Genomic DNA, 26,354 nt, shown 5'->3' with positions numbered 1-26,354 from the left:
AGGCTGGCGCGACCAGTTTGCAAGGGTGACCGCACTGATGCACGCGACAGTCCAGGTCGCCGCCCGCGTGTGTTGCAGTGAATTTGCTATCCACCGCTCGTGGCGGTCGTGCGGTTCGGACATCCCACTTGATGTGGGGATCATCCCAGCGCGCCTGTGCCGTCCGGAGGTGTTTGGTGCAGCGGCCAGGTGATGCGCTGTGCCGCGCGCAAGTATCGGGCTAGGGTGTTGTCAGAGCCTCGTTGAACATGTCAGTTAGGGTGTCTGCGTCTAATCCGATTGCCCGCCCATAGTAAATGGCACGCTGCAATTGTTCAGCGACTTCGTGACGTCGATTCGCGGGACGACTGCGGGCGATTCGGGTTCCGGAGCGGGGTTCGGTGACCGTAATCCCTTCTTCGGCGAGCAGATCATAGGCTTTTTTCACCGTCGCCGGGTTGACGTTGAATTGTTGCGACACATAGCGCACTGACGGCAGTGGGTCATCGGCGCCGAGTGCCCCGGTGGCGACCCCGTCAACCACAGCATCGTGGATTTGCTGAAAGATTGCGGTCTCGGCGAGGGGGTTAATTTTCATGTGAAAATTTTCCACCCCAGCACGTCTGCTGCGATTAGCCATGAATATCCACCACCAGTCGACCATGTCGGGTGCCGGCGAGCAGCTGTTCACCGGCTTTGTGTACCGCTAACAGCGGGATTGTTTCGCTGAAGCTGGCAACGTTTGCTGCCGCGCCTGAGGATGCCAACAACTGCCAGGCCTGTTCGCGACGGTGCAGCGGTTGGGTGACCGAGTTGATCCCCTGCAGTCGTACACCGCGCAGAATAAACGGCATTACCGTGGTGTGCAGTGTAGCTCCTTGCGCTAATCCGCAGGCGCTCACTGTTCCATTGTCGGCAGTTGCGGCTAGGAGATAACTTAACTGAGTATCACCTACGCTATCAACTGCCCCCGCAAAGCGGGCACGTTCGAGTGGTTTTGGTGTTGTCGGCAGGGTGGCACTGTCAATCACCTCAGCAACCCCCAGTTCGCGAAGATAGTCGCCGTATTGCTCGGGGCGGCGGGTGAGCGCATGCACTTTGACCCCTAATCCGGCAAGCAACACACAGGCAATAGAACCAACCCCACCGGTGGCACCGGTGACTGCAATTGGGAGCTGTAGCGCTAAAGCGCCTGATTCTTGCAGTGCAAGTACTGCCAGTGCGGCGGTATAGCCGGCGGTGCCAAGTTGGGCGGCAGTGAGCGGACTAATATCGCCTAACCGTACTGCGGCTTCGGCCGGGATGCGCACAAGATCGGTGTATCCGCCGTGGCGACGTTCGCCTAAACCGCCACCGTTGACGGTGATCATCTCCCCTGGAGTGAACCGTCCGGTGGGATCTTCCACGACTTCGCCGACAGCATCAATTCCGGGCACGAGTGGCCACTGGCGAATCACCCCTGGGTTGCCGGCAAGCGCTAGCGCATCCTTGTAGTTCAGGGATGAATACTTGACCCGCAGCAACACACCGTCGTCGCCCCAGCCATCTTCCGGTGTCGACACCGTTGTCGCGTGTGCTTGCCCGTTGTCATCGCGTGCCACAAGAATTGATTGACCCATAGCCATAAATGTAGCCGACTTACCGCCTGCTACCCCGGCAAGGGGGAACCGAGCAGGGTGGTTACCCCCAGATTGTTTGCAATCTTGTTTGCAAACTATGTCGTGTTCGCTGACGTTGATGGTCACCGACCAGCCAGCTGTGCTCTAGCGTTGACAAGTTGGAGCAGGTAGCCGCTCGCTGCGGCGATACGCACAGTCGAGGCGTGGTAGCCGCATGCGTAATGATCGCCGGGGGCGACAATACACAGCAGCCAAGCAGTGTGGCGGCAAAGTATTAATTGGTCGACAGCAGTTCATGGAAGGGTGCTGGATCAACCTCAGCCACTGTGGCAGGGCTAAATGTGGCATCCCTGGTTTTATCCACCAACACTGCCCGCACCCCTTCGGCAAAGTTCGGGCTGCGAATAAGGGTCGCAGCGACAACAAACTCATTATCTAACGCGTGCCGCACCGAAGACACTGTGGCGTTGGCGGCGGTTAGTAGTGTTGCGGCAACCAGCGAGGTTGGGTTTGCCGATTCGATGAGCTCCCGGACGGTGGTGACAAATTCATGATCGTCGCATCGGTTGAGATTGTCGATGATCGTGGCAAACTCTTGTTCGCCGAAAACTTCCTCGATGGCGTCACGGTGGGTTTTCATCCACGAGTCAGTGGGGCGAGGCCCGGCATAATGTTCTAATGCTTCATCAAGCGATTCAGCCACCACCATGTCAATAAACGCCATCACGTCACTGCTTGCCACAAAGTCGGTGGCAAGCCCGCTGTAGAGCATGTCAGCGGCCGACATGCGATAACCGGTCAACGTAATAAATTGGGCGACTGCCAGCGATGGTGTGCCACCGGGGCCAGCCATTCGCGGCAGCATATAGGTCGATCCCACATCGGGTATAAACCCGATGAGCATCTCCGGCATGGCGGCAGTTGCATGCTCAGTGATCACCCGGTGGGAGCCGTGCATCGAGATCCCTAACCCGCCGCCCATCACAATGCCGTCGATCACCGCCACAATAGGTTTCGGAAAGGCGCTAAGCGCTGCGTTCATCTCATATTCTTCGTTGAAGTATTGATCCACCGCATCACTATTGCCGGCCAGGATACCTTCTCGTGCAGCACGCACATCCCCACCCGCACAGAATGCTTTTTCACTCGTGGAGGTAATCACTACCCGGTGAATCGAGTCGTCGTCCCGCCACGCGTCAAGGGCGTTAGTAATGGTCTCAACCATCGCCAGGTTGAGGCTATTGAGTGCCTTGGGGCGATTGACCGCCAAAATACCGGTGGTGTTGAGTGTGGAAACATAAACCAGATGATCGTGTGTTGCGTGCCTCATACTTCACAGTGTGACATATCTCGACCACAACCGGCGGGCAATGGTGAAAAATCCCCCCTGGTGCTAGCCACTGCCACAATGACCTATCGCAGCACTGGTGTCGCCCTGAAAGCGCAGCAATGCGCTACCCGAGCATCGTGGGTAGCGCATTGCTGTAAAAAGTGTGATCGCGAATAAGTGTGATCGCACAGCAGTTACCCTGCTGTGACTCACAGGACGCCAACTACGATAGGCGCAGCTGGGAAAACCAGGCAGCAAGTGCGTTGCCAAACACCCTGGTTACACGAATGCTGCCCGACACTGCCGGCTAGCGATACGCAAAGCATGCTGATAGGCAGCTTCCGGCCAGATCGCGGTGCGACCTACTTGCTGCGCTGCGACTTCTTTGCGCTGTGCTTCGACTTTTTCTTCGTCTTTGCTTTCGCGTTTTGTGGCTTGCGCTCTAAATCGGCGGCAACATCTGGAACATAGCGGAAGTCTTCCCGCGGTGGTCGTTCGTAGTCATTTTGCGAGTCTGGACGTTCCGGAATCTCTGGCATCGGCCGATCAATCTTTTCATACGGCACGGTCGAAAGGAGATGCGAGATCACATTGATCCGGGATCGTTTTTTGTCCTCAGACTCCACGGTGTACCACGGCGCTGAGGGGATGTCGGTGTGAATAAACATCTCATCTTTTGCCCGGGAATAGTCCTCCCAGCGGGTGATGGACTGCAGATCCATCGGGGACAGCTTCCACCGGCGGAGCGGATCTTCCCGCCGGGACGTAAAGCGTTTGACCTGTTCCTCATCCGACACCGAGAACCAGTATTTCCGCAGCATAATGCCGTCTTCCACGAGGAGACGTTCAAAGATTGGGGCCTGATGTAGGAAGCGACGATATTCCTGGGAGGTACAAAATCCCATCACACGCTCGACACCTGCCCGGTTATACCAGGAGCGGTCGAAAATGACGATCTCACCGGCGGTGGGCAGCCGTTCTACATAGCGTTGGAAATACCATTGGCCTTTTTCCCGCGAGTTCGGTGCCGGAAGCGCCTCAATGCGACAAGTACGCGGGTTGAGATATTGGGTGATGCGCTTAATAGCGGAACCCTTCCCCGCGGCGTCGCGGCCTTCCATCACGATGACCAAACGGGCGCCGGTTTCAACCACCCACTGTTGCATGTCGACCAGCTCGGCCTGGAGGCGTTTGAGTTCTTTCTCGTAGGCCTTCTTATCCAGCTTAGGCTGGGCGGTGGGTGATACTGGCGGTGTGGTTTCTTGGTGTTTACCCATAGATTCTCACCCTACCCCCACGACCGGCTGTCAGAGCAACAATGAATGTCCGGCTTTGCCCCCGCCAGCTCCCCACGGCTGCGGACAGACCGACCACTCGGCACCACTCCATCACCCCGGTAATCACCATACGTTCCGGCAGCTGGCGGCGATCGCGATCGCCTACCAAGGTAAGGATTGCTTGCAGTACCAGGTAAACACAGCGCTTCCTTTGTGGCGGGTGCACTCCCCCTATTTGGCGTCAGCTACCGCCACATTCCCCCATTTCGTAACGGAACACACATATTTGCTACTTTGCAAGCTGGGTCACATTGGTAGCATCATATCGTCATCCACAGTCACGGAATGCGGGGCCGCCCCAACGGCAGTCAACGACTCTAACCACCAGTATGTTTATCGACTTCCCCGTCATAGCAATAGATAAACCTGCTGGTGAGAACACTCACACCCGAAAGGCGCGAACGTATCACCTTTCCTGCTTCACTACTTGGCTACCACCCCCAGGAGGCTGTGACAAAAAGGGGCTGCACGCGGTGCAAGGCCTGAAACTTACTGCCTTGCCCCGCCACTGCTGCCCTCTTGCGATAACTCCGCTGCATTTTCCTACAAAAGGTCAGGCTTACCCCAGGTACACTGCAATTTAGTACAGGTGAATTTTACCTTCACTGCGGTGCTTGTCCGCCCCACCGGGACTTGAAAGGTTCCGGGTAGCCGGGTGGATTGCGCAGTCCAAGGAAATGCACCACCAGGTGGAAGGATTCGACAGATAGGTGATCACGTTGAAGATTCGTCGTAACTCTCGCCGCTCCCGTCGGGCAACGCTGCTCGCGTTAGCGCTGGCGTCAACGTCGCTCACTACTACTGCCCATCAGGCGCATGCGCAACCTGCGCAACCGGCCGCCTATGCAGCCGCCCAACCACAACCCATATCCCCCATTATTTTGGGGCTCGGTGCTGCGGTAGGACTCGCCGCCGTACTGGCAGTGGTGTTGCAACAATCCTCCCCCACCACCGGGGAAACCAGTGGGACGGTTCCACGTGCAAACCATCCATCCACCCCCTCGAATGCTGGAGTGCTTGCCGGGACACCAGCACAGACCGGCCCTTCCGTCATTGAGATTGAACTTGGCAACAATGACGGGCTGCGGGATACCCCAACTGCCGGATTAGAAGGCTTAAGCGAACAGCAAGCAGCCGAGCACATTCTCCAGGAGATCAACGAAGCCCGCCAACAGCTCGACCGTCCAGCGCTAGCTGAAGATACCTATCTGGCAACAAGCGCCACCGAGTGGGCAACCCAAATAGGGCAAGCAGTCGCCGAACAAGGCTCGCTGGATGCTGACTCCTTCCACCGGGAAGGTCCAGAAGCATGGAATGTTCGCCCCACCGGTGGTAACCGGGACGGCTCCCGGCACGGTTACGAATTTGTTGCCCGGGACACCTCCCGCCACGCCCCCCAGCTGCAGTTTGAGCGATGGCTGCGTGACTCCAGCAATATTCGCCAACAGCTACTCTCCGACGACTTCACCCATGCCGGCATCGGGGTGTATCGTGATCCGCTCAGCGGGGAATGGTTCTTCGATATTCGCCTGCGCGGATAGCCTGCCACACCCCTTGGCTGCACATCAGCATCAGAAAGCTCCCCTCGTCCCCCTCAAGGACTCTGGTTGCCCCGTTGAGCACGCAGATATTGATGTAGATGTGGCAAAGCCCACCCCAAACTGCTGGGGTGGGCTGTCTACTTAGCTGCCTACCTGCAATGGATCCTTTGCACAGACTGCTGGGGGTTGCACCGTGCGGCTGCTGGGGCGCTACCAGCTAGAAGCACAAACCGGCTCTCGCGCAGAAAACTATCTACCAGTGGGCAGGGTACTATCCACCAGGAGAGCAGATTATTGAAGCGCATCGAGTTCTTCGCCGATCTCCATCCACTCCATCTCTAAAGAATCGCGTTGATCACCAAGCGCCAGCAACTCGCGGTTCAGATCAGTTAACCGATCGGTGTCCATCTCGGCGCTTGCTGCAGCCATCTGCTCATGCAACTCGGTTTCCTGCGTCTGCAATTTGCTGATTTTCCGCTCCAGCGAAGTCAGTTGTTTCTGCAAACTGCGCCGCTTCGCAGCATGCTGCTTCTTCTCCGCTGAACCAGCCTCCGGCGCGTCAGCAACCGCAATGCGATGTTTTGCCGACACTTCAGCAGTGGCGGCGCGACGCTGCAAATACTCCTCAATCCCCTGCGGCAAATGGGTCAGTTTCCCATCCCCGAACAGTGCATAAGTGTCATCACAGCAGCGTTCAATGAGATACCGGTCGTGGGAGATCACCACCAAAGTGCCCGGCCAGCCGTCCAACAGCGACTCTAATTCCTGCAGCGTATCAATATCTAGATCGTTTGTCGGCTCATCCAACAGCAGCAGATTCGGCTCCGCCATCATCACCCGGGTCAGCTGCAGGCGGCGCCGCTCCCCACCGGAAAGATCACCAATCGGGGTGCGCTGCCGTTTCGCACTAAACCCGAGACGTTCAGCCAATTGGGATGCCGAGATCTCTTTCTTCCCGATCGTCACATAGCTGGCCACATCCTCCACCGCATCAAGCAGGCGACGTTCCGGATCAAGATCATCCAATTCCTGACGCAGCCACCCAAGTTTCACAGTTCGGCCTTCGATGCGTTTGCCACTATCGAGCGGATATTCGCCGGCAAGCGTTTTTAACAATGTGGTTTTCCCCGACCCGTTGACCCCCACCAGGCCGATACGCTGCCCTGGGGCAAGACGAAACGTTTGATTGTTTAACAGCAGCCGCCCATCCGGGGAGGTGACTGTGGCATCCTCTAGCTCCACGACCACATTGCCCTGCCGCGACTTGGAAAACTGCATCAACTCGACAGCGTTACGCGGCGGCGGCACATCACTAATAAGCGCTTCGGCAGCCTCAATCCGGTAGCGGGGTTTACTGGTGCGGGCCGGTGCCCCACGCCGCAGCCAGGCAAGTTCTTTCCGGGCTAGATTACGACGCCGCTGTTCCGCCGCATCAGCCTGTCGGGCACGTTCCGCACGGGCGAAAATCCAATCATTGTAGCCCCCCTCATAGGTGTCGACCTGCCCATCGTGTACTTCCCAGGTGCGGGTAGCGACAGTATCTAAAAACCAGCGGTCGTGGGTGACCACGACCAGCGCCAAATTGCGCTGCAGCAGATGATCAGCTAGCCATTGCACCCCTTCGACGTCCAGGTGGTTGGTCGGCTCATCCAAAATCAGCAAATCAATGTCTTGCACCAGTGCGGCCGCCAAATTCACTCGGCGACGTTCCCCACCGGACAACGAACCAACCGGGGTTTCCAGGCCAAGGTTTGCCACCCCAAGGCCATGCAACACTGCCCGAATCTTCGCATTCGACGCCCACTCATAGGTTGCTACCCCCAGCGGGGCGAGCACAACTTCAGCGATCGTTGCCGTTGGGGCGAGCTCAGCGCCCTGGGTCACATAAGCCATAGCGAGCCCGCTGGCAAAGGAAATCCTTCCACTATCAGGAGTGTCCTCACCGGTGAGGAGCTTCAACAACGTGGTTTTTCCACCGCCGTTTAACCCCACCACCCCGATTCGATCCCCCGATTGCACCCCAAGAGAGACGGAATCCAGCAGGGTTTGTAACCCGTAAGATTTGCTGACCTGTTCCAGGTTGACATAATTGACCACCCCACCATGATAGTGGGTGGAAAGCAACACTTGCCCCACAGCAGCGCAACAGCACCCAATCTGCTGGTGAGCAGCCGCAACCGACCCCTGCCGCCCGGTGGAATAAAACAGCACACCCCTGCAGGGCGGCCAGCAGCATCACCGCAAGAACGCACAGGATCTACAAAAATTGAGTCGCCGCCGCTAATCGGCGCCACAATAAGCGGCAACAACAGCTTCACTCGCTAAGTTTTCGAGTGGACAGGAAGAACCAGCAGGAGGAAGGAACCATCGTTGTGCTGCCAGATACCGATGCAAACCTGCAAAGGAAACAGCGCGATTATTCCTCTGTGACGAGTGTTGCCCCGGCGGCCGGTCCCGAAGTTGCCACCGCCACCATTGCTTTGCCCGTATCGTGCAGCTCTTCGGCAACATCCTGGGCGTGCTGGGCATCACGACATAAAAATACGCAAGTAGGACCCGAACCGGACACAATACCGGCCAATGCACCAGCGCTGCGCCCAGCATCCAGCACACTATGCAACTTTGGCATCAAAGATAACGCCGCCGGCTGCAAATCATTGTGCAACAGCGGGGCAAGTGCGGCAGGATCACCACTGCGTAACGCCTGCGCCATCGCTGTCACATCCACGCTCGCCAGCGAATCACGGGGTGGGGTCATTTCATCGAAACGACGAAACACCGCCGGAGTGGACAACCCATCAGACTGGGCAGCCATCACCCAGTGATAACGTCCCCGCACCATCATCTCCACAAGCTCATCACCCCGCCCAGTACCCAACTGAGTGCGTCCCACAAAAGAAAACGGCACATCCGCCCCGAGGATGGCACACATCGCCAACAACGTAGAGCGTTCCTCAGCAAGCAGACCGTCAGCAAACAACTGTGCCGCAGCTTTGATCGCCGCTGCCCCATCGGCTGATCCACCAGCCATACCCCCAGCAGTAGGCACCTGTTTAGTGATTTCGATGACCACAGCTGGCAACGTGGACGGATCATATCCCCGCTGCACAAGCTCCGCGGTAACCAGATCCACTGCCCGCCATGCCAGATTCGACGAATCGTTAGGAACCTTATGCGCGTGCAACCCGCGCACGCGCAACCCCAGCACCCGGGAATCACCCCGATGCCAAGGCACCTGCCGCGGCGAATAGGCGGTCAGCGTCACCGTGTTCGCCAATTCAACCGCATGAAACACCGTAGTCAAAGGATGATAACCATCAGCACCAAGCGCCCCCACAGCCAGGAGCAGATTTGTTTTTGCTTGTGCTCTCGCAGCAATCCGCGCCACCGGCGTGTGCCGAGTTTCAAGATCCTTCACATCTAGGTCCACATCCGAACACTATACTTGCCACCCGCCCACTGCCGCAGTGCCACCGGTGTTATCGGAACCGTCCACCGGCGCCACCCCTAAACAGCGACCGCAGTACACCTGACCCCGCCGCCCCAAGCATTCCACTAGCAGCATCAAAAGTAGTAAGCAGCATGAACAGCAGTGACGAGAAGATGACACAGCTATGAGGTGGCCACGAGCCACCACCAGCCCAAAGACGCACAGCAACACTGTTGCTGCGTAACACATCCAACGTTCTCAGCCGCTACTCTTGCGTTTTGGCCGAGATGAGGCTACGAATTGTTGGCTGGCTTATGATCTGCCATCGCGGCAGCAATCGCCACAAAGCCTTCCACCGGAATGTCCTCACCCCGACTCGCCGGATCAACCCCGGCGCGTTCAAGCACCGCTGCAGCCGCATCAGCAGAGCCAAACATGGGTTTCAGGGCAGCCCGCAGCATTTTGCGACGTTGCGCAAACGCTGCGTCAACCAGCGGAAACACTGCGCTACGATGCGCTTCGTCAATCGGCCAAGGCTGCGCTGCTGGCTCAAAACAGTCAATACGCACCAGCGCGGAGTCAACATTTGGTTCCGGCCAGAATACGCTTCGCCCGATCACCCCTGCCCGCGTCACTTTGCCATAAAAGCTCGCTTTTACACTGGGCACCCCATAGATTTTCGAACCAGGACTCGCAGCAAGCCTGTCAGCGACCTCTTTTTGCACCATCACCAGCACCCGCGAAATACTGGGGAAGGTGGCAAGCAGATGCAGAATAACCGGAACCGCCACGTTGTAGGGCAAATTGGCGACCAGCGCATCCGGTGAGCGATGTATTCCTGCCGCGGCAAGATCCTGCGGGGTGAGCTGCAATGCGTCGCAGCCGATTACCGTGAGATGATCGGCTTGTGCGGGGGCAAATTGCGCGGCCGTTGCTGGTAGCTGCTGTTGCAAGACTGGATCAATCTCTACTGCGGTGACGTGTTCCACCGCATCAAGGAGACCCAGGGTGAGTGATCCTAAACCAGGTCCCACTTCCAGTACATGCATGCATGGGTCAAGTTCAGCAGCAGCGACAATACGCCGAATCGTATTCGGGTCGTGCAGAAAGTTTTGACCCCATTTTTTCGTAGGAGTTTTGTCCAGCTGCTGCGCAAGCTGGCGGATCTCTGCAGGACCTAGATACGACACCGAATGGTTATTCACAATCGCCTAGTGTAGTCCGCTGGCAACACCACACCACATTGGTGAGCGCAGCACCGTCACCAAATAGCGGCCGACAACATCAGGGATAGTTCACCACACCACATTGGAGCGAAACACTGGTTGCGCATCCCTCCACCGGGAATTGTGCAACCTTGCAGCTACCGCCAGCCAAACTTCGCGGTACATGCTGGCCATGCACCCCAGCCTTGCCCGGCCAGTACCTTTTCGGCGACTTCGATCTGCGCCTCGCGGCTAGCCATCCATGCCTCTGGGGCGTAGGCGCCACCACCGTAAGCGAGCCACGTCGACGGGGTGAACTGGAGACCACCGGAAAAACCGTTGCCGGTGTTAATCGACCAATTGCCGCTTGCTTCACATTCAGCGAGCTGATCCCAGCGTCCGTAAGGCACACTCGGCGCAGCAACTTTGGTTCCCCGCCGAATAGTGGTGGGCTGTGGCGCAGAGATCTCTTCATCGCTGAGCACGGTGGATCCCACTTGGCGGCCTGACTCGGTCACGGTTTGCGTGACCTGGCGGCGAGTGCCTGGTTTTCCAGCCGCTTCGGTGATTTCCTCCCCCTCGTCAAGCGTGGGATCTTCCACGATGACGACAGGTGCCGGGATCACAGTGGTGGTTTCCACTAAATCAACAGTGCGGTGCACCACCTCAATGACCGTCTCAGCGGTGACTTCAGCGTTTCGTGCAGGAGTTACCAGATCATCACCATCGATGGCTATCCCCGCACCGGCGAGCACTTCAGCCACAGTAGAACCGGCAACCTGCACGGTTTGTGGCACCCCATCGACGATGATCGTCACAGGTTTCGGGGTAGTGACTTTCACCGTAAGCCCGGATACGGGGATCGCTGCCGAATCGGGATAGGACACTGTATCTACAGCGTCGAGTTGAAGTTCATTGACCAGCTCACCCACGGTTAGAGCGGTTGTGGCGATCGTCTGCTCGGTGCCGTCAACCTCCAGGCCGACGGTTCGGGTTGCCCGAACCACAATGTTGTCACCGTCGTGCACAACAGTGTCGAGTGGCGGGGTGATGAGATAGCCTGGCCCTGGCTCGATGCCGTTGGCTGCAAGGACTTCCCGCACAGTTTGCCGCAGCGCTGTGGTGTGCAGTATCTGGCCGTTGATGTCGATATCAACGTCTTTTTTCTCAGCGATGGTCAGTCCACCACCGATTAACAGCGTCACCAGCATGGATGAGGTCGCCACCCGCAGCGGCACGCTACTGGTGTTGTTGAGACGATGCAGACTCAAGGGGTGGTTGGTGCCCATAGGCTGGGATACTCCTTAAAAACAACAGCGAGTGGGAAAGCGACGACAACAGTGGCTTCTCACAGCATTTGATAGTGCACAGCGCCAGCCAGCAATCACAACCGGTGCGATGTGCGGTGTCGACCACTGTGCGGCTAGGTCAAGTAGCCTGCGGCGTTCACCGTGAAAGACTCACAGCGGCGCAACCGGTTGCTCGGTTGCGTCGGAATCGAGTCCTCCAACCACCTGACACTACCGGTTTGTTACCGGTTTGTGACAGTGCCACGATCACTTCATTGTTCACAGCGGCCACATCAGTATTGCGGTGTCGCATCCACCCCGGAAAAAGCCCTCAAGTGGGGGTACTGATTGTGTGTTACACCAGCAGTGCAAGTGCGCAGTGCACAGTCGATACGCTCCAGGACACAGCGGCCTTCACAGCATGATGACCTGTGCCAGGTGTGCTGGCAGCTGTGGTAAATAGGTTGCGCACGACTGATACTGCAACGCAGCATCAGCCGTCCACCTTCCCGTCACCGCAACTGACTTGAGATTCGAGGTGCCAGCTGCCACCAATGGTCTAGCGACAGTAAAGCTGATTCAGTGCCGCCTGCTGCGCGGCAGCTGCATGCGCTGCAGCAGCTTCAGCAGCGTTGCCGCCATTTTCCCCGAAGGTCACCACTGTCACACCTGACTGGCAATTCCCCGCCGGAACAGCTGCTACTACAGCCGGCGCCGGATCAGGTGCAGGGACTGCAGCGGGAGCCGGTGGTGCAACTTCAACCGGTTGTGGAGCAGGTTCCGGTTCCGGCGCAGGTACAGCTGTTCCCGGCGGGGAAGCTTCTTCGGCAGGTGCCGGGGAGGTGACAGGATGCACCTCTGCCACAATCTGTCCCTGTGCCGGGTTTACCGGTGTGGTTTCATCCTGCGGTGCAGCAGGGGTTGTTGCAACGGTGTCGGCATCATTGCTTGTAGCAGGCTCATGCACTTCCGACTGGGCAATCAGCGACTCTGGGGCTAGCTCTTGCGCCACTATCACCGCACTTGGTAACTGGCGCAGCAACGAAGCTCGCACATCACGCCATGACTCTGGGGTCACTGCTTGTTGGGAAACCTGCAACGCTTGACCGCTGCCGGCAGCTAACACCTGCGACTGGGGAGCATGCCCGGCACGCGCTGGGGAGTGTAACTGTTGGAAACTTGCCGGGATCCGCTCAATTGTGACCCGCATACCGTTGTGGATCCGATGATCCAACGCCGGGGAGACCACATCTTGGCCAGTGAGTTTAACCCCCGACTGGGCAAGTGCCCGATGCACAGTATTACCGATGGTGACAATCCGCCGGGTGTGACCGTCTTGTACGAGTTCGATCTCTTTTTTCTCGGTGAGCACCATCATCCCGCTTAGCGCAAGAGTGACGAGCATTCCACCGGTACCAACTCGTAGCGGCATACTCGTCGTGCCGTTGAGCTGACGCCAGTGCGCCTGGCTGTGTCGTCCAGTCACGATCGAGTTCCTCCAGAGTATGTCGCTCTTTTTGACAACAACATGCATGCCCAATAGTGGACAGCTCACGGCTCATGGTGCGCAGCCAGGCGCGCAGCGGTGACCACTGCCAGGTTGGGCGCAGCTACCAATGTGTCCCGAATCTGTCAGTGGACAAACGATGTGCCAGTGTGTGTCACATCGACGCATCACCTGCCACACCAGCTCCAGCAACCAGCCAGCTACTGCCATCCGCAGCCCGGATCTGTGCAGCAGCCGCATACCGCTTCGGTGACCAAGGGAGGTATCGACGTGCCTACCGAAGGTGTCTCCACCAAGAGCAGTGAGCCAGGTGACTCATAGCTATTCGCCAAATGACCGGCCGTTCGCGGGAACGCTCCCACAGCGTTCACTCACTTACAACCGCTCCATCTGCCCATCGTGGCTACTGTTCGGAACATGCGCCCACAGTGACCGACTTCGGCATGGAAGCGACGATGTTGTGACACACCCAGCTCGATGCGCACTGTTGTCAACAATGTTTTTCCATCCGCAATGCTAGGGCACACTACTGCCAACTGTCGATGGTTTTGGGGGACAAAACACCAGCTTGTCCAGCATTCCATTAGGGTGCAAATGTGCAGCACCACAGTCGACGATGCTGCAGTTTTGCTCCATTTCGCAAAGGGCTCTGCACTATCCTGTTTTTACCCCCACCTAGGGTTACTGAAGGGTGAGGTTAAATACTCGCGCATAGGTTTCCCGCACATGCCCGATGAGTGTTTCAACAGGTTCCTGCCGCACTTCAGCTAAACATAATGCGGTGTGTCCAATGATTGCCGGTTCGTTGCGGAAACCACGATGCGGCACCGGGGTCATATATGGTGCATCGGTTTCCACCAGCAGCTGTCCTGGCGGCACGCGTTTTGCTACTTCCCGCAGCTCATCATTGGCGGCAAAGGTGACATTGCCGGTAAATGACAGCACATAGCCGCGCGCAATTGCTTCAGTTGCAACTTCCAACGGGGAGGAAAAACAGTGCAGCATCACTTCCCGGGCACGGGGCAGATCAGCGAGTGCATCAAGCAGGAGCTCGTCAGCTTCCCGATTGTGAATCATCAAGGTTTTACCAGTTGCTATCGCCAACTCATTGTGCCAGGCCAAGGCTTGCTGCTGGGTGTCAATATCTGCACAGTCTTCGGATTTGTCGATCCAATACGTGTCTAGGCCTGTTTCCCCGATGGCCACCACGTTGGGATCCTTAGCCAATGTTGCAAGCGCTGCTTTCACCTCGTCGGTAAGTTCCTTTGCCCGGGTGGGGTGAATAGCGACCGCCGCAACAAGTTCATCGAATTGGCGAGCCAGGTTAACTGCCGCAACACATTCGTCGAATCCGTCACCGACAGTACAAATATTGGTGACACCTGCGTCTGCGGCCCGCTCCAGCAATGGTTTCGCCGCTTCCGGCTCCCACGCCCCGCAGGAAGTCAGATGCGTATGCGCATCGATAAGGCCAGGTAGCTTGCGGGCAGGTTGCGCAGGTTCCCGCTTTTTTCGAGCAGCACACATACCGGTAATCCTAGGCGGAAACGTTCGCAGAGCAGAAATAGTGCCCACCTGTGCCGACCGGCCCAGCAAGCCTCCCCGGTGTACCCGCCGCTAGCACCCCGTGGCCCAAGGGCGCTGACAGACGTTGCATCTCTCCGCAGCGGGTGTCGTCTTGGGCAGGGTTGATATGTCCCTGCGGGGTTCCATCTCCACTTATCTGCGAAATATCGCCTACCAACAGGTGGTTTGCCCTGCTTCGTGGGTTGTCGGTGTGGGGGAAGCATCCGATTGTTCGCCTGTTAATGAAAAAGATTGCTACCATCAGCGGAAAGGGTTGCCAACAATAAGTTGCAGCAACAATCGCCTGCCATACTGGTGATCGTTGCTGGGCTGTGGTGCAGCGATAACAGTGTTGCCCTGCTGGCTGTGGCGTCGCTGCTGCACATACCATGCCCCCACCTTCTTGCCCCGTGTTCCTCGATGAAGTGAAAGCTGCTGTAACTCGTGCCTGATACTTTTGACACGCCCCACCCAGGTCCGCGGAAACGGTTCACCCTTGAAGACGTCATTCAAGAAGCCTTCGCCTTAGGTTTGGATCAGTTCTCGATTAGCGGTGTTGCCAGGAATCTGGGGGTGCGCGCACCAAGTATTTACCGGGTAGTTGAATCCCATGAACATCTGGCATATCTGTGTGTCGAAAGGGCGGTCGCATCGATGCCATTGCCTGATGCGGCACTGCCCTGGAGTGCGCAGCTGTCACAGTTTGCGGAACATTTTTGGACAATGTGCGACCGGCACAGCGGGCTCGCGCAGGCGCTCATCACTGTCCCCACCACACATCTTGCCGTGCGCCACTATTTTGAACAGCTCCTCACCCAACTCGCCGCAGTGGCCGACGATGTGCCCCTGCCCCGTTTCCAATTTGCTGTGGATCTCATCAGCAAAATCACCGTCATGGGTTCGGTGGTGACGGAAGGGTTGAAGAAGTCCGGCGAGTCGGAAACCCCTGGTGGCACCCGCATCGATGACAGCTACCTGTTGAAGCTATTTCCCCATTTGTCCCCGGCGAACGGCTATGCGCTAGTCAAAGAAGAAGTCGAGTTTGTCATCAGTGGCCTCGCCGACACCGTGTTTCCTCGGCATTTAAGCGAACAAGGTTTAGCAAACTCGCAGGCAATCACTGCTGCCCAGTCATCCCAGGGCAGCTCTGGTAGCTAGCTGGTACCAGCGTCGCTGCGGCACTGGTTGGTGCTTCTAACCAGCGCCCGGCCGATGGCGGCGGCGATTTTCGCAGCACGCTGCGACCACAGGGGAAAGTCACACAGTTGGCTGCTCAACACCCCCTGCATCGAACAGCAAGCACCGGCCAACTGACCACAATCAGTGCCGGTGCTTGGGGGGGTGTTCCCGCCGCTAGCACACTGGTGCTCGCGCTATGCTAGTCATCTTCATCGTCGGCGATTACCGGCGCCCAAGTAGTTCCTGTTTCGGCCAGGCTTGGATCGAGTTTTGCGATCAACGGCTGCGGCTTCGCCAACGGGGTACCCGGCACCATTTCAGTGCGCCGCCACACCGCCTGCTGGTTGGTGTAATCACCGGTAATAATCGGATAGCTGCGACCAGCTTCTGGCAGCCCAACGCCAACCGGGTGACATGGCATGTCGTCGGTGACTTCGCGAATCTCTGGTTTCGCAGCCCACACCCCGTCACGGCCTAAGGTTTCGTGTACTTGCTGGGCAATATGCGGCAGATACGGGGTGAGTAGCGTGTTACAGTCGCTGACGACCTGCAGCGCCACATAGAGCACCGTAGCGAGACGCTCCTGCTGATCGGGGTCTTTCGCCAACTTCCACGGTTCCTGCTCAGCGATATAGGCGTTCGCCTCTCCCACCACATGCATCGCGTGGGTGATTCCGGCTTTGAACTTGCTGGCTCGCAAATTGTCGCCAACGATGCGGTAGGCGTCTTCGGCAAGCTGCAGAAGACGACGATCACTTTCGGTGAACGTTCCTGGTGTTGGTACCTGCTGAAAGTTTTTGTGTGCCATCGACACGGTGCGATTGACTAGGTTGCCCCAGCCGTTGGCCAGCTCATTGTTCACCCGGCGAACGAACTCTTCCCAGGTGAAGTCCGTGTCGGTGTTTTCCGGTCCGGCCACCGAGATAAAGTAGCGCAGCGGATCAGGACCAAATTCGGCCAAGAAATCCTTGACATAGATCACAATGCCTTTGGATGAGGAAAACTTCGATCCGGACATCGTCAGATATTCACTCGACACCACTTCGGTTGGCAGCTGAAGTTCACCGAATTCACCAGCAGCACCGCCATGGGCACCCTTGCCCTGATATCCGAGTAGTTCGGCCGGCCAAATCTGGGAGTGGAAGGTGATGTTGTCTTTGCCCATAAAGTAGAACGACAACGCATCCGGGTTCGTCCAAAAATCTTTCCACGCATCCGGATTTCCGGAGCGCCACGCCCATTCCATCGACGCCGACAAATAGCCGACCACCGCATCAAACCAGACATAGAGTTTCTTTGCCTCATTGTCCTGCCAGCCGTCGATCGGCACCGGGACACCCCAGTCAATATCGCGAGTCATCGCCCGTGGCCGCAGATCAGCAAGCAGGTTGAGGGAAAACTTCAACACATTGGGACGCCAGTCTTGGCGGGTTTCTAGCCAAGATTTCAGTTCATCAGCAAGGGCTGGAAGGTCGAGCAGGAAATGTTCGGTGCGGCGGAATTCCGGGGTTTCCCCATTGATTTTCGACACCGGATCAATCAAGTCAGCCGGGTCAAGCTGATTGCCGCAATTGTCGCACTGGTCGCCGCGGGCACCGTCAGCCCCACAAATCGGGCAGGTTCCTTCAATATAGCGATCAGGTAAGGTTCGTCCCGACGACGGGGAGATCGCCCCCATCGTGGTTTCTTTTTTCATGTACCCGTTTTCGTACAGTCCGCGAAACAGCTCTTGTACTACCGCGTAATGATTCCGGGTGGTGGTGCGAGTAAACAGGTCATAGGACAGTCCCAGCCCTGCTAAGTCTTCGACGATCTGCCGATTGTAGCGGTCAGCCAGGGTTTGTACCGCTACGCCTTCTTTCTCTGCCTGCACCAGCAGCGGGGTGCCGTGCTCATCGGTCCCGGAGATCATCAACACCTGTTCACCGCACATTCGCCGGAACCGTGCGAACACATCAGATGGCACCCCAAATCCGGCAACGTGGCCGATATGACGGGGTCCATTAGCGTATGGCCAGGCAACAGCGGTAAGCACAGGGTTAGACATGGCTTCCAGCATAATTAATACCGGCTGTTGTTTCGACATGCGGCCCCAATGGGTCACCGTGTTGCCTGGAATTTACACCACCGCACCGACTATTCCCGCAGGTCACTTGTAAACGGCAGAGTTATTCTGGGCGCCCCGGATTCGCCAGCCCCTGCGGGGGCTTGCCGCGTGCGCTGATCGGTGGGCGGTGCGGCAACCCTGCCATGAGGGCAATCCTGGCATCGCAGCACTGGCGGCGCGCAATGGTACCGGGGCAAAACCGGTAGCCGCAGCAACGTGGCCAGTGAACTCTATTGACGGTTTGCACGCAGGGTTGTTGGGTTCTGGTGTGGATCGACTGCCCGTCCGCTATCCACAACACTGCGCCGCCGTCGTCTTCACCTTGTGGTTTAGACGACGGCGGCGCAGTGTTTCGCTGCTGTAGCAAGGGGAGCAAAGCTCATCGCTGAAGCGAGGTGAGGCGAAAAGCCGCGTTGTGCTTGTGCTTGCGCACCGCGGGTGCAGTATTACTCGCAGTGCAGCAAGCGTGCGCTTCCAATACAGGAAGGATATTCCTTGCTGCCGCTGGGATTAGCTGTGATGCTCTGGATGATCCTGCCGCAGCGGCCCGTGCAGGCGAAGCTCACCGGGGTGGCGAAGCTTCTTCAGTCCACGGCGAAGCTGGGCGAGCTGCTGCTGCCGCGCCAGGTGTTCTTGGTGGATGCGTGCCTCCCGGGCGAGTTTCATCGCAAAGCGCTGCTGTGCCTTGTGATCTAAGTAGAGCGGATCATTAGAGAGATCCTTCACAACAGCCACGATAAGCACTACCAGCAGGAAGAGGAATGGGCTGGCGGCGATAATGGTGACGTTTTGCAGATTCGATAACGTGTCAGCGCCACCGGTAAACAGCAGCACAATTCCGATTGCGGCAGCCCCGATACCCCACAGGGCGGTGATGAACCGGTTGGCGGTAAGTGCCCCGTTTTGGCTCATAGAACCCATCACTGTCGAAGCCGAATCGGCTGAGGTGATAAAGAACGTGGCGAGCAAAATCATTGCCACAAACGCAGCAATCGTGCCACCAGGCAGGGTGTAGAGCAGATCAAAGAGTTGACGTTTCGCGTCGCCATCACCGTAGATGGAGCCGCCGTGGGACTCAAGGAAGATCGCAGTGCCACCGAAGATGGAAAACCATACCACCGAAACCGCTGACGGCACGATGACAATAGCCACAATGAATTCGCGGATGGTTCGTCCCCGGGAGATGCGCGCTAAGAACATGCCCACAAATGGTGACCAGGAGATCCACCACGCCCAGTAGAAGATTGTCCAACCGCTGAGCCATGGTCCGGCTTCCCCGTTAGCAGAGTCCGCGGTGCGGGCAGTCATTTCGAAGAAGGAGGCAAGATAGTTCCCCAGCGACGTGGGGATCATGTTGAGAATATAGACGCTTGGGCCAAGGACGAAGACAAACACCGCAAGCAGGGTTGCCAACACCATATTGGCGTTTGAGATGTATTGAATACCCTTGGACACACCGGTGACTGCAGAGATCACAAAGCAGATGGTGAGCACCGCAATGATGACCAGCAGCCACACATTATTCGGGTTGGAAAGACCAGGGGTGAAGCTGTCTTGCTGGATTTCAATGAGCCCGACTTTCGCCAACCCGGCGCGAATCTGGGTGGCGCCAATGCCGAGCGAGCAGGCGGTGCCGAACATGGTGGCAACAATCGCCAAAATGTCGATAATCGCCCCAACGAGACCGTTTGCGCGACGCTCCCCGATCAGCGGCACGAAACAGCTCGACAGGAGCTGTTTGCGTCCCATGCGGAAGGTGGAGTAGGCAATCGCCAGCCCCACGAGGGCATACATGCACCAAGGATGCAGTGTCCAGTGAAATAGGGTGGTTGCCATGGCGCCGCCAACGGATTGTTCACCAATACCTGGTACTCCGGCACGATAGTGCGACAGCGGCTCGGAGGTGCCGTAGAACATCAAACCGATGCCCATACCGGCGGCAAACATCATCGCAAACCAGGACACGTTACTAAATTCGGGGGCTTCATCGTCGCGGCCCAGTTTGATGGAGCCGAAGCGGGAGAAAGCCACCGCCAACATGAACACCACAAATACGGTGCCAAACAGGGTGAATGCCCAGCCTAAGTTATCGATGACGCCGGTGAGTGCGCCGGAGGCGAAATCGGAGAAATTCGTGGGGGCAAACAGTCCCCAGGCGACAATCGCTACGACGACTGCCATGGCCGGTCCGACCACTGCCCAAGCGATCGGCAGGTTGGATTGTTCACCAGCCAGTTCAATAGGTTCTTCTTCCGCCCCCGAGGATGCGGCGACCGCATTGGGGTTGGCCAGCATGGTGGCCAGCGCCTCAGTGGCGGTGACTTCCGGATCGGCGAAAACGTGTACCGTCTCGCTGTCACCGTTTTCCGCCTCGGCGGTGGTTGTTCCTGCCGGGGTTGCTGCTGCAGCGGTGTGCAGCGTATCGGTCGGATCAGTGGAAGCCGCCGGGGGATACTGTCCCGGCGGCGACTGTGGATCTTGCGGTTGTTGAGAATCTGCCATAGTTCCAACGTGGCAACAATGATGGCTAAGTGCAACTAGCAGGTAACCGGTTTGACACGCTACCCCCTGTGAACCCCCGTCAGGTAACGAAGGTGTAAGGCTGTGCGCTGCGGGAAGTTTCAGCAGGCAACACCGTAAGCCGCGGCATGTCCGCCTCCCCTACCGATCACAGTTATGTAACGATTTCATTACGGGCTGCGAGCACAGCGTCATACAAATCATTTTTTGACACAGTTGTGCCCTCGGTCACTTGTCGGCAGGCGGCTTTGAGTTTCATTCCTTCCGCGACAAGCGACTCAGCTTGCGCCACCAGGCTTGCCGGATCTTCCTCATCAACTGCTGCAGCAGGGCCGATAATCAGGGTGATTTCCCCTTTCACCCCGGCGGCAGCCCACTGGCACAGCTCTGCGAGACTGCCGCGTCGATATTCTTCATAGGTTTTCGTCAGCTCCCGGCACACTGCCGCCGGCTGCTGGTCGCCGAATACTTCCCGGGCTACTGCGAGGGTAGCGGCGATCCGATGGGGTGATTCAAACACCACCAACGCATCACCGGCACCGATATGACTCTGAAACAGGGCGGTGCGGGCCGCGGGTTTGCGGGGTGCAAACCCGACGAAACGAAACCCCCCGGCGGGAAGACCCGCCCCGGCTAATGCAGTGGTGACCGCGGAGGGACCGGGGATCACTGTAACCGGAATCCCAGCATCGTGGGCGGCAGCCACCAACGTGTACCCAGGGTCGGCAACCACCGGCATCCCGGCATCGGTGACTACTGCAACAAGGTTTGTGCGCGCCAACGCTAACAGTTGCGCTTTACGCTGATCTTCATTGTGGTCAAAATTCGAGATCACCGTCCCGGTAATGCTCACCCCGATCGCCGCGGCCAACGACCGCACCCGGCGCGTGTCTTCCGCGGCAATGACTTGGGCACGGCCAAGTACTGCCGCCTGTCGCAGGGTGACATCATATTTATTGCCAAGCGGTGTACCCACAACCGCCACCCCGGTGGCGGGCAGCGCTACCGCGGCAAGAGCCGACGGGGTGAAGATCGGATTGGCGGGGCAAACAGCAGCATCGGTGGTGGTGTTCATACTCTTTAGTGTGGCACACCCTAGAATGTTCGTTTGTGACCAGCCACACCACTGCCCCCGCCCCCGATAATGCACCGGCACCCCTTGCCCGTAGCATCGCGACAGCGTTAGCGAAACCACGCCGCACCCTGCCGCCGGTCACCGCCAATCGGCGGGAAACGCTCGCCTATGTGCTGATCCTGGCGATAGTGTCGTTTACCCGGCTTGTCGCGTTAGGGCGCGTCACCGACTATGGCACCCCAATTTTCGACGAGAAACACTATGTGCCACAGGCCTGGAATATGGTGACCTCCGCGCAGGATTTCCTCACCGGCGGGGTGGAACTCAATCCCGGGTTTGGACTGGTGGTGCATCCACCATTGTCGAAACAGCTCATGGCGATCGGGCAGGCACTCTTCGGCTACACCGCATTCGGCTGGCGAATCAGTGGGGCTATCGCCGGCATTATCACGGTGGCGCTGCTGATGCTGCTCGTGCGCCGACTCACCGGGCAACGCCTCGCCGGCATCATCACCGGTGTTCTGGCCTGCTGCGACGGGGTGCTGCTCATCGAATCCCGGTTTGCACTGCTCGATATTTTCCTTGTCACCGCAGTGATCGTGGCCACCTATTGTCTCCTGCGCGACCGGCAGGCGGTCACCGACCGCTACCAGACCATCCTCCACACCCCAGTCACCGCCGCCGACCCTACCGGCACCGGCGGCACGATAACCGGGTTGCCGATGGTACCGGCCGGGCAGCTCGGACCGAATTTTGGGTGGCGCTGGTGGCGGTTTGCCTGCGGTATCGCCCTGGGCTGTGCACTCAGCGTGAAATGGTCGGGGCTGTACTATATGGCCTTTTTCGGCATCTACATTGTTGCCGCCGATATGGTGCTCCGCTTCCAGGCTGGGGAACCCCGCCCAGTAGTCACCACCTTGGTGAAAGATTCCTGGAAATCATTTATCAGCCTGGTGATCGTGCCCGTCCTGGTCTATCTGTGGTCATTTCGCGCCTGGTTTGCCGGCGAAACCACCGTCTATCGGCATCAAATCAATGCCGGCGCCATCGACGACACCAGCGTGCTGCGGTGGCTGCCCGAACCGGTGGCCTCGTTTCTTGACTACCACCGGCAAGTTTTAAGTTTCCACAGTTCCATCACCAGCTCCTCTGGGCATCACCACCCGTGGGATTCGAAACCATTTTCCTGGCTCGTCGCCGCCCGCCCCGTGCTCTACTACTCCGATACCGATATCGACTGTGCACAAGGCACCTGCCGTAAAATGATCTATCTCTTCGGCACCCCCGGCATCTGGTGGATGACAGTTCCTGTGGTGCTCATTGCCTGCTACCTGCTGTGGCGCCGCCACGACACCCAACTGGTTCTCCCGCTTGTGGGCTGGGCAGCATCATTTCTGCCCTGGGTGATGGTCTACGACCGGCAAATGTATTTCTTCTATGCCGGACCGATGGTGCTGTTTACTATTATGCTGCTCGCCCAAGTCACCACCCGGGTCGCCAGCTGGGACACCTACCAGATTCGCGGTAAATCCGTCGGCAAACTCCTTGCCGCCAGCTATCTTGCCCTCGTCATATGGTGTTTTATCGTCTATGTGCCGATCTTCTACGCAATCCTCATCCCCGATGAGCTCTTCGACGTGCTGATGTTCCTGCCAACCTGGCGCTAGCCGCCGCAGCAGCGAGCCCCACCCCGGGCAATCATCGGCAAGAACGCTGCCACAAACGACCGGCCTGGTGATGGCCGCACCCCCACCCCCTGACAGGTACAGCCATCACCGGGGCAACAACGTGGTCGATAACACCAATGTGGACGCGATCAGCAGGCAGCTTCCCAGGAAAAACGCTGTTCACCGTCCACCCACACCCGGGCGGTGGGACGCTCAGTGACATCAAGTTCCACATCGAACACCCGCTGCCCGTGCGCATCGTCCACGTGATACACCAGGCGGGTATTGCTCACCTCGTCGTCATACACTCGCCCGTTGGTGACCTGCGGAAAATTCCGGCGCAACGCAATAAGCTCCCGATACAACGACAACATCCACTGGTTGTGTTCTTCGATCTGTGCCGGATTCGCCGGAAACATTGGCCGCACAGCATCGTCGCCGCCCAGCTTTTCTTCCTTGTGCGCATGCCAACCCAGTTCATCGCCGTAATACACCACCGGATGACCAGGCAGCGTAAACAGCAGGGTGGCCGCTAGCACCGCTTTACTATCACCTACCTGGCTGGCGATTCGGGACGTGTCATGGTTGCCCACAAAGGTGATGGGCACAAAGGTCTCCAGCAGCGCATTATGCCGCTGCAACGTCCACTGCAGCTCGAAGAAGTTTTCATCCCGCAACGCCGACCAGCAGGCTTTCCACAGTTCATATTGGGTGACACTGTCAATGGTGGAACGCTGCACATAGTCAACATAGTCACCGTGAATCATCTCCCCGAAGATGAACACATCCGGATACTGATCCCGCACCCGTTCCAACACGCCCGGCCAAAAATCCGGATCGATGGCATACACCGCGTCGAGGCGCCAGCCGGCCACACCTTTCGCCGCCCAATAGCACATCACCTCCACCACCAGATCAGCAACCGCGGCACTGTCGTGGTTGAAACTCACCAATGATTCATGGCCTTCAAACACCGCCGGGCGGGGAGGATCCGCGGCAAAATCGATACGAAAAAGCTCACTTTCCGACGAGTTCTGCCCGTGTGCTAACGCGGTTTGTACCAGCTCATGACTGGCCGCCACATGGTTAAACACCCCGTCAAGCACCAGCTGAATACCGCGCTCGGAACAGCCTTGCGCCAACGCGTCGAAATCTTGCTCATCGCCTAGGCGCGGATCGATTGCAAAGAAATCCAGGGTGTCATAGCCGTGGGTATCGGCGCTAAAGATAGGACCCAAAATCAGCATGTTGCAGCCCATCTCGACGACATAGTCAAGCCACTCATTCAGGTGGCCAAGCCGGTGAACACATTGACGTTCCTCCGGACCGTTTGGCCGCACCGGGGCTCCGGTAAATCCCAGCGGATACACCTGCCAGGCAATTGGTGTGCGTCCCACGTCACTCATAGTTTTTCTCAGCCACCAGCTTTCATTGTTGTGTAGTGTCACCGCAGCACCGGCCAGCACTAAAAGGGCGAAACAGCATCTTTTGCTGTTGATCTTCCTGGCCGATGTGACCTATCCTGCCTGCCGCAAACAACCTGTTAGCTTCCAGCCACGTGCCGGCAGCAAGCAGCAAAAGCAGCCACGTGCTTTCACACAGCTTCGATAGTACCGCCAGGCAGCATTCACCTTGGCAACAGTTTCCTGGCAACGGTCAATACGCCACAAACCAACCCCCAAACGGGCGTTTTCTTTTGCAAGAAAAAAGCAAAGCTAAAGCGGCGCAAACCAAGCCACTTCCCCGGCTCGGCACTTATTCAGGTTGGGCATTTGCTGCCCGCCACCAGCGGCGCCACACCCCATGCCCACTATTGGCATACATGCCCACTAGTCCCAACAGAATGGTGGTACACAGCAGCAGCAACAACCCAGCAACATCCTGCGAACCGGCAAACCCTAACACCACATCCCGGGTAGTGAACCCAAAACTAAACGCGGTCAACGGGGCAACCACAGTAAGCACCCCGAATGCTAACGACGGCCGCCAGGCGGTAAACCAGCAGCCACATGCCATCGCTAGTCGCACCGCTGCCGCATCCACCAACAAGGAGGCTGCTAATTGCCCGCGGGTAGTGGCGTCAACTCGGGCAGGATCGACCACCTCAATCCCCTCCACAGTGTGCACCGTCGACCCAAGGATCAGCACCGCCCAAGTCACACAAATACAGCCAATGATCAGCAGCCCTATACGCCCCAAGGCCAGCCACAGCGTGGCCCGGGAAGCTCTGGCGCGGGCAACCTCATCCACCCCAGCTAAAATTGCCTGCGACAAATCCGGGGCAGGATACATTGCGGCCGGGGTGATCGGGGAAAACGCTGCCTGCTCACCGGCACCGGCTCCAAGCGTTTCCCCGGCCCGCGCAGGGGATTGATCAGTGTGGTGTTGCTGCCACTGTTGCAACGCCAACAGTCGTTTAAAATGAGCTGCCTGATCAAGGAATTCACGACAAGCCGCACACCCGGAGACGTGCGCGTCAAGCACATCATCATGCGGCTGGTAGGGTTCCCCATCCAACCGCGCCGACAGTGCAACCTGCACCGCATCACAGTCGATCACGGGAATACACCAATCCGTCTACGGAAACACGGCCAGGGCCAAACACCACAATCATGATCAGCCCGGCTGCTAGCACCAGCACATATTCAAACCCGCCGCTGGCAATAAAAAACCCGTGCTCAGCATGTTGGAACCATAACGCCCCCAACACAATGACACACAACAAACCGGCCACCACTGTCGACAGCAGCCCAATCACCAGCAGCGCCCCACCGAGCAGTTCAACCGCCCCAGTACACCAAGCAATCAGACCCGGCTGAGGAATGCCTAACCCTTGAAAATATTGCGTCGTCGCAGCAGGACCGACAATAAACAGTTTTTCAAAACCATGGGCGCAAAACACCACCCCAAGGATGGCGCGAAACAGTAAGAGCGCCCCATCGCGCACAGCCGGTGTATCCATGGTCACCAATCCTAGCAAGCAGCAAGCACAGCCCCTATCAG

General features: G+C 57.8%; 19 protein-coding genes. 3 read left to right on the top strand and 16 right to left on the bottom strand.

Features of this window, described 5'->3' with window-relative positions; all coding sequences use genetic code 11:
* Positions 1–220: 220 nt before the first annotated feature.
* From CCHOA_RS03320 to ppk2, 4 genes are all read right to left on the bottom strand, one after another.
* A complete protein-coding gene (locus CCHOA_RS03320) occupies positions 221–619 on the bottom strand; it encodes a GntR family transcriptional regulator (protein ID WP_206425819.1) in 399 nt (132 codons plus the stop codon).
* The gene (locus tag CCHOA_RS03315) at positions 612–1,598 is read right to left on the bottom strand and encodes an acrylyl-CoA reductase family protein (RefSeq protein WP_123926843.1); all 987 of its coding nucleotides are present in this window, start codon (positions 1,596–1,598) and stop codon (positions 612–614) included. The genes CCHOA_RS03320 and CCHOA_RS03315 overlap by 8 nt, the downstream gene beginning before the upstream one ends.
* A 274-nt stretch (positions 1,599–1,872) precedes the next feature.
* Positions 1,873–2,928 carry a 3-hydroxyisobutyryl-CoA hydrolase gene (locus tag CCHOA_RS03310; protein WP_123926840.1) on the bottom strand — a complete coding sequence of 352 codons (1,056 nt, stop codon included), beginning with the start codon at positions 2,926–2,928 and terminating at the stop codon, positions 1,873–1,875.
* Positions 2,929–3,290: 362 nt separating this feature from the next.
* Complete coding sequence (ppk2, locus tag CCHOA_RS03305) at positions 3,291–4,205, bottom strand: polyphosphate kinase 2 (RefSeq protein ID WP_123926838.1); 915 nt, start codon at positions 4,203–4,205, stop codon at positions 3,291–3,293.
* A 770-nt stretch (positions 4,206–4,975) separates the two neighbouring features.
* Here ppk2 and CCHOA_RS03300 point away from each other — a divergent pair.
* Positions 4,976–5,806 (top strand): CAP domain-containing protein, encoded by an 831-nt coding sequence (locus CCHOA_RS03300; protein ID WP_123926835.1) that lies wholly within the window; start codon positions 4,976–4,978, stop codon positions 5,804–5,806.
* Between the two features lie 291 nt (positions 5,807–6,097).
* Here the strand turns inward: CCHOA_RS03300 and CCHOA_RS03295 are convergent, their stop codons facing one another.
* From CCHOA_RS03295 to CCHOA_RS03270, 6 genes are all read right to left on the bottom strand, one after another.
* Positions 6,098–7,903 (bottom strand): ABC-F family ATP-binding cassette domain-containing protein, encoded by a 1,806-nt coding sequence (locus tag CCHOA_RS03295; protein ID WP_123930726.1) that lies wholly within the window; start codon positions 7,901–7,903, stop codon positions 6,098–6,100.
* A gap of 319 nt (positions 7,904–8,222) precedes the next feature.
* A complete protein-coding gene (locus CCHOA_RS03290) occupies positions 8,223–9,224 on the bottom strand; it encodes a 4-(cytidine 5'-diphospho)-2-C-methyl-D-erythritol kinase (RefSeq protein ID WP_245992186.1) in 1,002 nt (333 codons plus the stop codon).
* Between the two features lie 305 nt (positions 9,225–9,529).
* A complete protein-coding gene (gene rsmA / locus CCHOA_RS03285; protein WP_123926832.1) occupies positions 9,530–10,444 on the bottom strand; it encodes a 16S rRNA (adenine(1518)-N(6)/adenine(1519)-N(6))-dimethyltransferase RsmA in 915 nt (304 codons plus the stop codon).
* A 155-nt stretch (positions 10,445–10,599) separates the two neighbouring features.
* Positions 10,600–11,730: a resuscitation-promoting factor gene (locus CCHOA_RS11005; protein ID WP_123926829.1), complete on the bottom strand. Its 1,131-nt coding sequence runs from the start codon at positions 11,728–11,730 to the stop codon at positions 10,600–10,602.
* Between the two features lie 559 nt (positions 11,731–12,289).
* Positions 12,290–13,216 (bottom strand): ubiquitin-like domain-containing protein, encoded by a 927-nt coding sequence (locus CCHOA_RS03275; protein ID WP_164472369.1) that lies wholly within the window; start codon positions 13,214–13,216, stop codon positions 12,290–12,292.
* Between the two features lie 702 nt (positions 13,217–13,918).
* The gene (locus CCHOA_RS03270; protein WP_123926823.1) at positions 13,919–14,764 is read right to left on the bottom strand and encodes a TatD family hydrolase; all 846 of its coding nucleotides are present in this window, start codon (positions 14,762–14,764) and stop codon (positions 13,919–13,921) included.
* A gap of 483 nt (positions 14,765–15,247) precedes the next feature.
* On the opposite strand from CCHOA_RS03270, the gene CCHOA_RS03265 reads away from it, so the two are divergent.
* Positions 15,248–15,961, top strand: a complete 714-nt coding sequence (locus tag CCHOA_RS03265) for a TetR/AcrR family transcriptional regulator (protein WP_123926820.1) — start codon at positions 15,248–15,250, stop codon at positions 15,959–15,961.
* Positions 15,962–16,181: 220 nt separating this feature from the next.
* Here CCHOA_RS03265 and metG read toward each other — a convergent pair whose 3' ends face one another.
* From metG to rsmI, 3 genes are all read right to left on the bottom strand, one after another.
* Positions 16,182–18,029: a methionine--tRNA ligase gene (metG, locus tag CCHOA_RS03260; protein WP_123930721.1), complete on the bottom strand. Its 1,848-nt coding sequence runs from the start codon at positions 18,027–18,029 to the stop codon at positions 16,182–16,184.
* Between the two features lie 570 nt (positions 18,030–18,599).
* Complete coding sequence (locus CCHOA_RS03255; protein ID WP_123926817.1) at positions 18,600–20,591, bottom strand: BCCT family transporter; 1,992 nt, start codon at positions 20,589–20,591, stop codon at positions 18,600–18,602.
* Positions 20,592–20,763: 172 nt separating this feature from the next.
* Entirely contained in the window at positions 20,764–21,684 is a 921-nt protein-coding gene (gene rsmI / locus CCHOA_RS03250; protein WP_123926814.1) for a 16S rRNA (cytidine(1402)-2'-O)-methyltransferase, read from the bottom strand.
* A 95-nt stretch (positions 21,685–21,779) separates the two neighbouring features.
* Here rsmI and CCHOA_RS03245 point away from each other — a divergent pair, with 95 nt between their 5' ends.
* A complete protein-coding gene (locus tag CCHOA_RS03245; protein WP_164472483.1) occupies positions 21,780–23,351 on the top strand; it encodes a dolichyl-phosphate-mannose--protein mannosyltransferase in 1,572 nt (523 codons plus the stop codon).
* 149 nt (positions 23,352–23,500) lie between these two features.
* Here CCHOA_RS03245 and CCHOA_RS03240 read toward each other — a convergent pair whose 3' ends face one another.
* The 3 genes from CCHOA_RS03240 to CCHOA_RS03230 form a co-directional block, all read right to left on the bottom strand.
* Positions 23,501–24,757 carry an alpha-amylase family protein gene (locus tag CCHOA_RS03240; RefSeq protein WP_123926811.1) on the bottom strand — a complete coding sequence of 419 codons (1,257 nt, stop codon included), beginning with the start codon at positions 24,755–24,757 and terminating at the stop codon, positions 23,501–23,503.
* Positions 24,758–25,106: 349 nt separating this feature from the next.
* Entirely contained in the window at positions 25,107–25,910 is an 804-nt protein-coding gene (locus CCHOA_RS03235) for a zf-HC2 domain-containing protein (RefSeq protein WP_164472368.1), read from the bottom strand.
* Entirely contained in the window at positions 25,897–26,313 is a 417-nt protein-coding gene (locus CCHOA_RS03230; protein ID WP_123926807.1) for a DoxX family protein, read from the bottom strand. The genes CCHOA_RS03235 and CCHOA_RS03230 overlap by 14 nt, the downstream gene beginning before the upstream one ends.
* Between the last annotated feature and the right edge of the window lie 41 nt (positions 26,314–26,354).

Origin of the sequence: Corynebacterium choanae (assembly GCF_003813965.1) — a bacterium.
In the GTDB taxonomy this organism is placed as follows: Bacteria; Actinomycetota; Actinomycetes; order Mycobacteriales; family Mycobacteriaceae; genus Corynebacterium; species Corynebacterium choanae.
This window is presented reverse-complemented; position numbering and strand designations above follow the sequence as displayed.

Excerpts from the sequence above, each read along its gene's own strand:
- CCHOA_RS03320 (WP_206425819.1), bottom strand. The coding sequence starts at position 619 with ATGGCTAATCGCAGCAGACGTGCTGGGGTGGAAAATTTTCACATGAAA.
- CCHOA_RS03315 (WP_123926843.1), bottom strand. The coding sequence starts at position 1,598 with ATGGGTCAATCAATTCTTGTGGCACGCGATGACAACGGGCAAGCACAC.
- CCHOA_RS03310 (WP_123926840.1), bottom strand. The coding sequence starts at position 2,928 with ATGAGGCACGCAACACACGATCATCTGGTTTATGTTTCCACACTCAAC.
- ppk2 (WP_123926838.1), bottom strand. The coding sequence starts at position 4,205 with ATGGGTAAACACCAAGAAACCACACCGCCAGTATCACCCACCGCCCAG.
- CCHOA_RS11005 (WP_123926829.1), bottom strand. The coding sequence starts at position 11,730 with ATGGGCACCAACCACCCCTTGAGTCTGCATCGTCTCAACAACACCAGT.
- CCHOA_RS03270 (WP_123926823.1), bottom strand. The coding sequence starts at position 14,764 with ATGTGTGCTGCTCGAAAAAAGCGGGAACCTGCGCAACCTGCCCGCAAG.
- metG (WP_123930721.1), bottom strand. The coding sequence starts at position 18,029 with ATGTCTAACCCTGTGCTTACCGCTGTTGCCTGGCCATACGCTAATGGA.
- CCHOA_RS03255 (WP_123926817.1), bottom strand. The coding sequence starts at position 20,591 with ATGGCAGATTCTCAACAACCGCAAGATCCACAGTCGCCGCCGGGACAG.
- rsmI (WP_123926814.1), bottom strand. The coding sequence starts at position 21,684 with ATGAACACCACCACCGATGCTGCTGTTTGCCCCGCCAATCCGATCTTC.
- CCHOA_RS03240 (WP_123926811.1), bottom strand. The coding sequence starts at position 24,757 with ATGAGTGACGTGGGACGCACACCAATTGCCTGGCAGGTGTATCCGCTG.
- CCHOA_RS03230 (WP_123926807.1), bottom strand. The coding sequence starts at position 26,313 with ATGGATACACCGGCTGTGCGCGATGGGGCGCTCTTACTGTTTCGCGCC.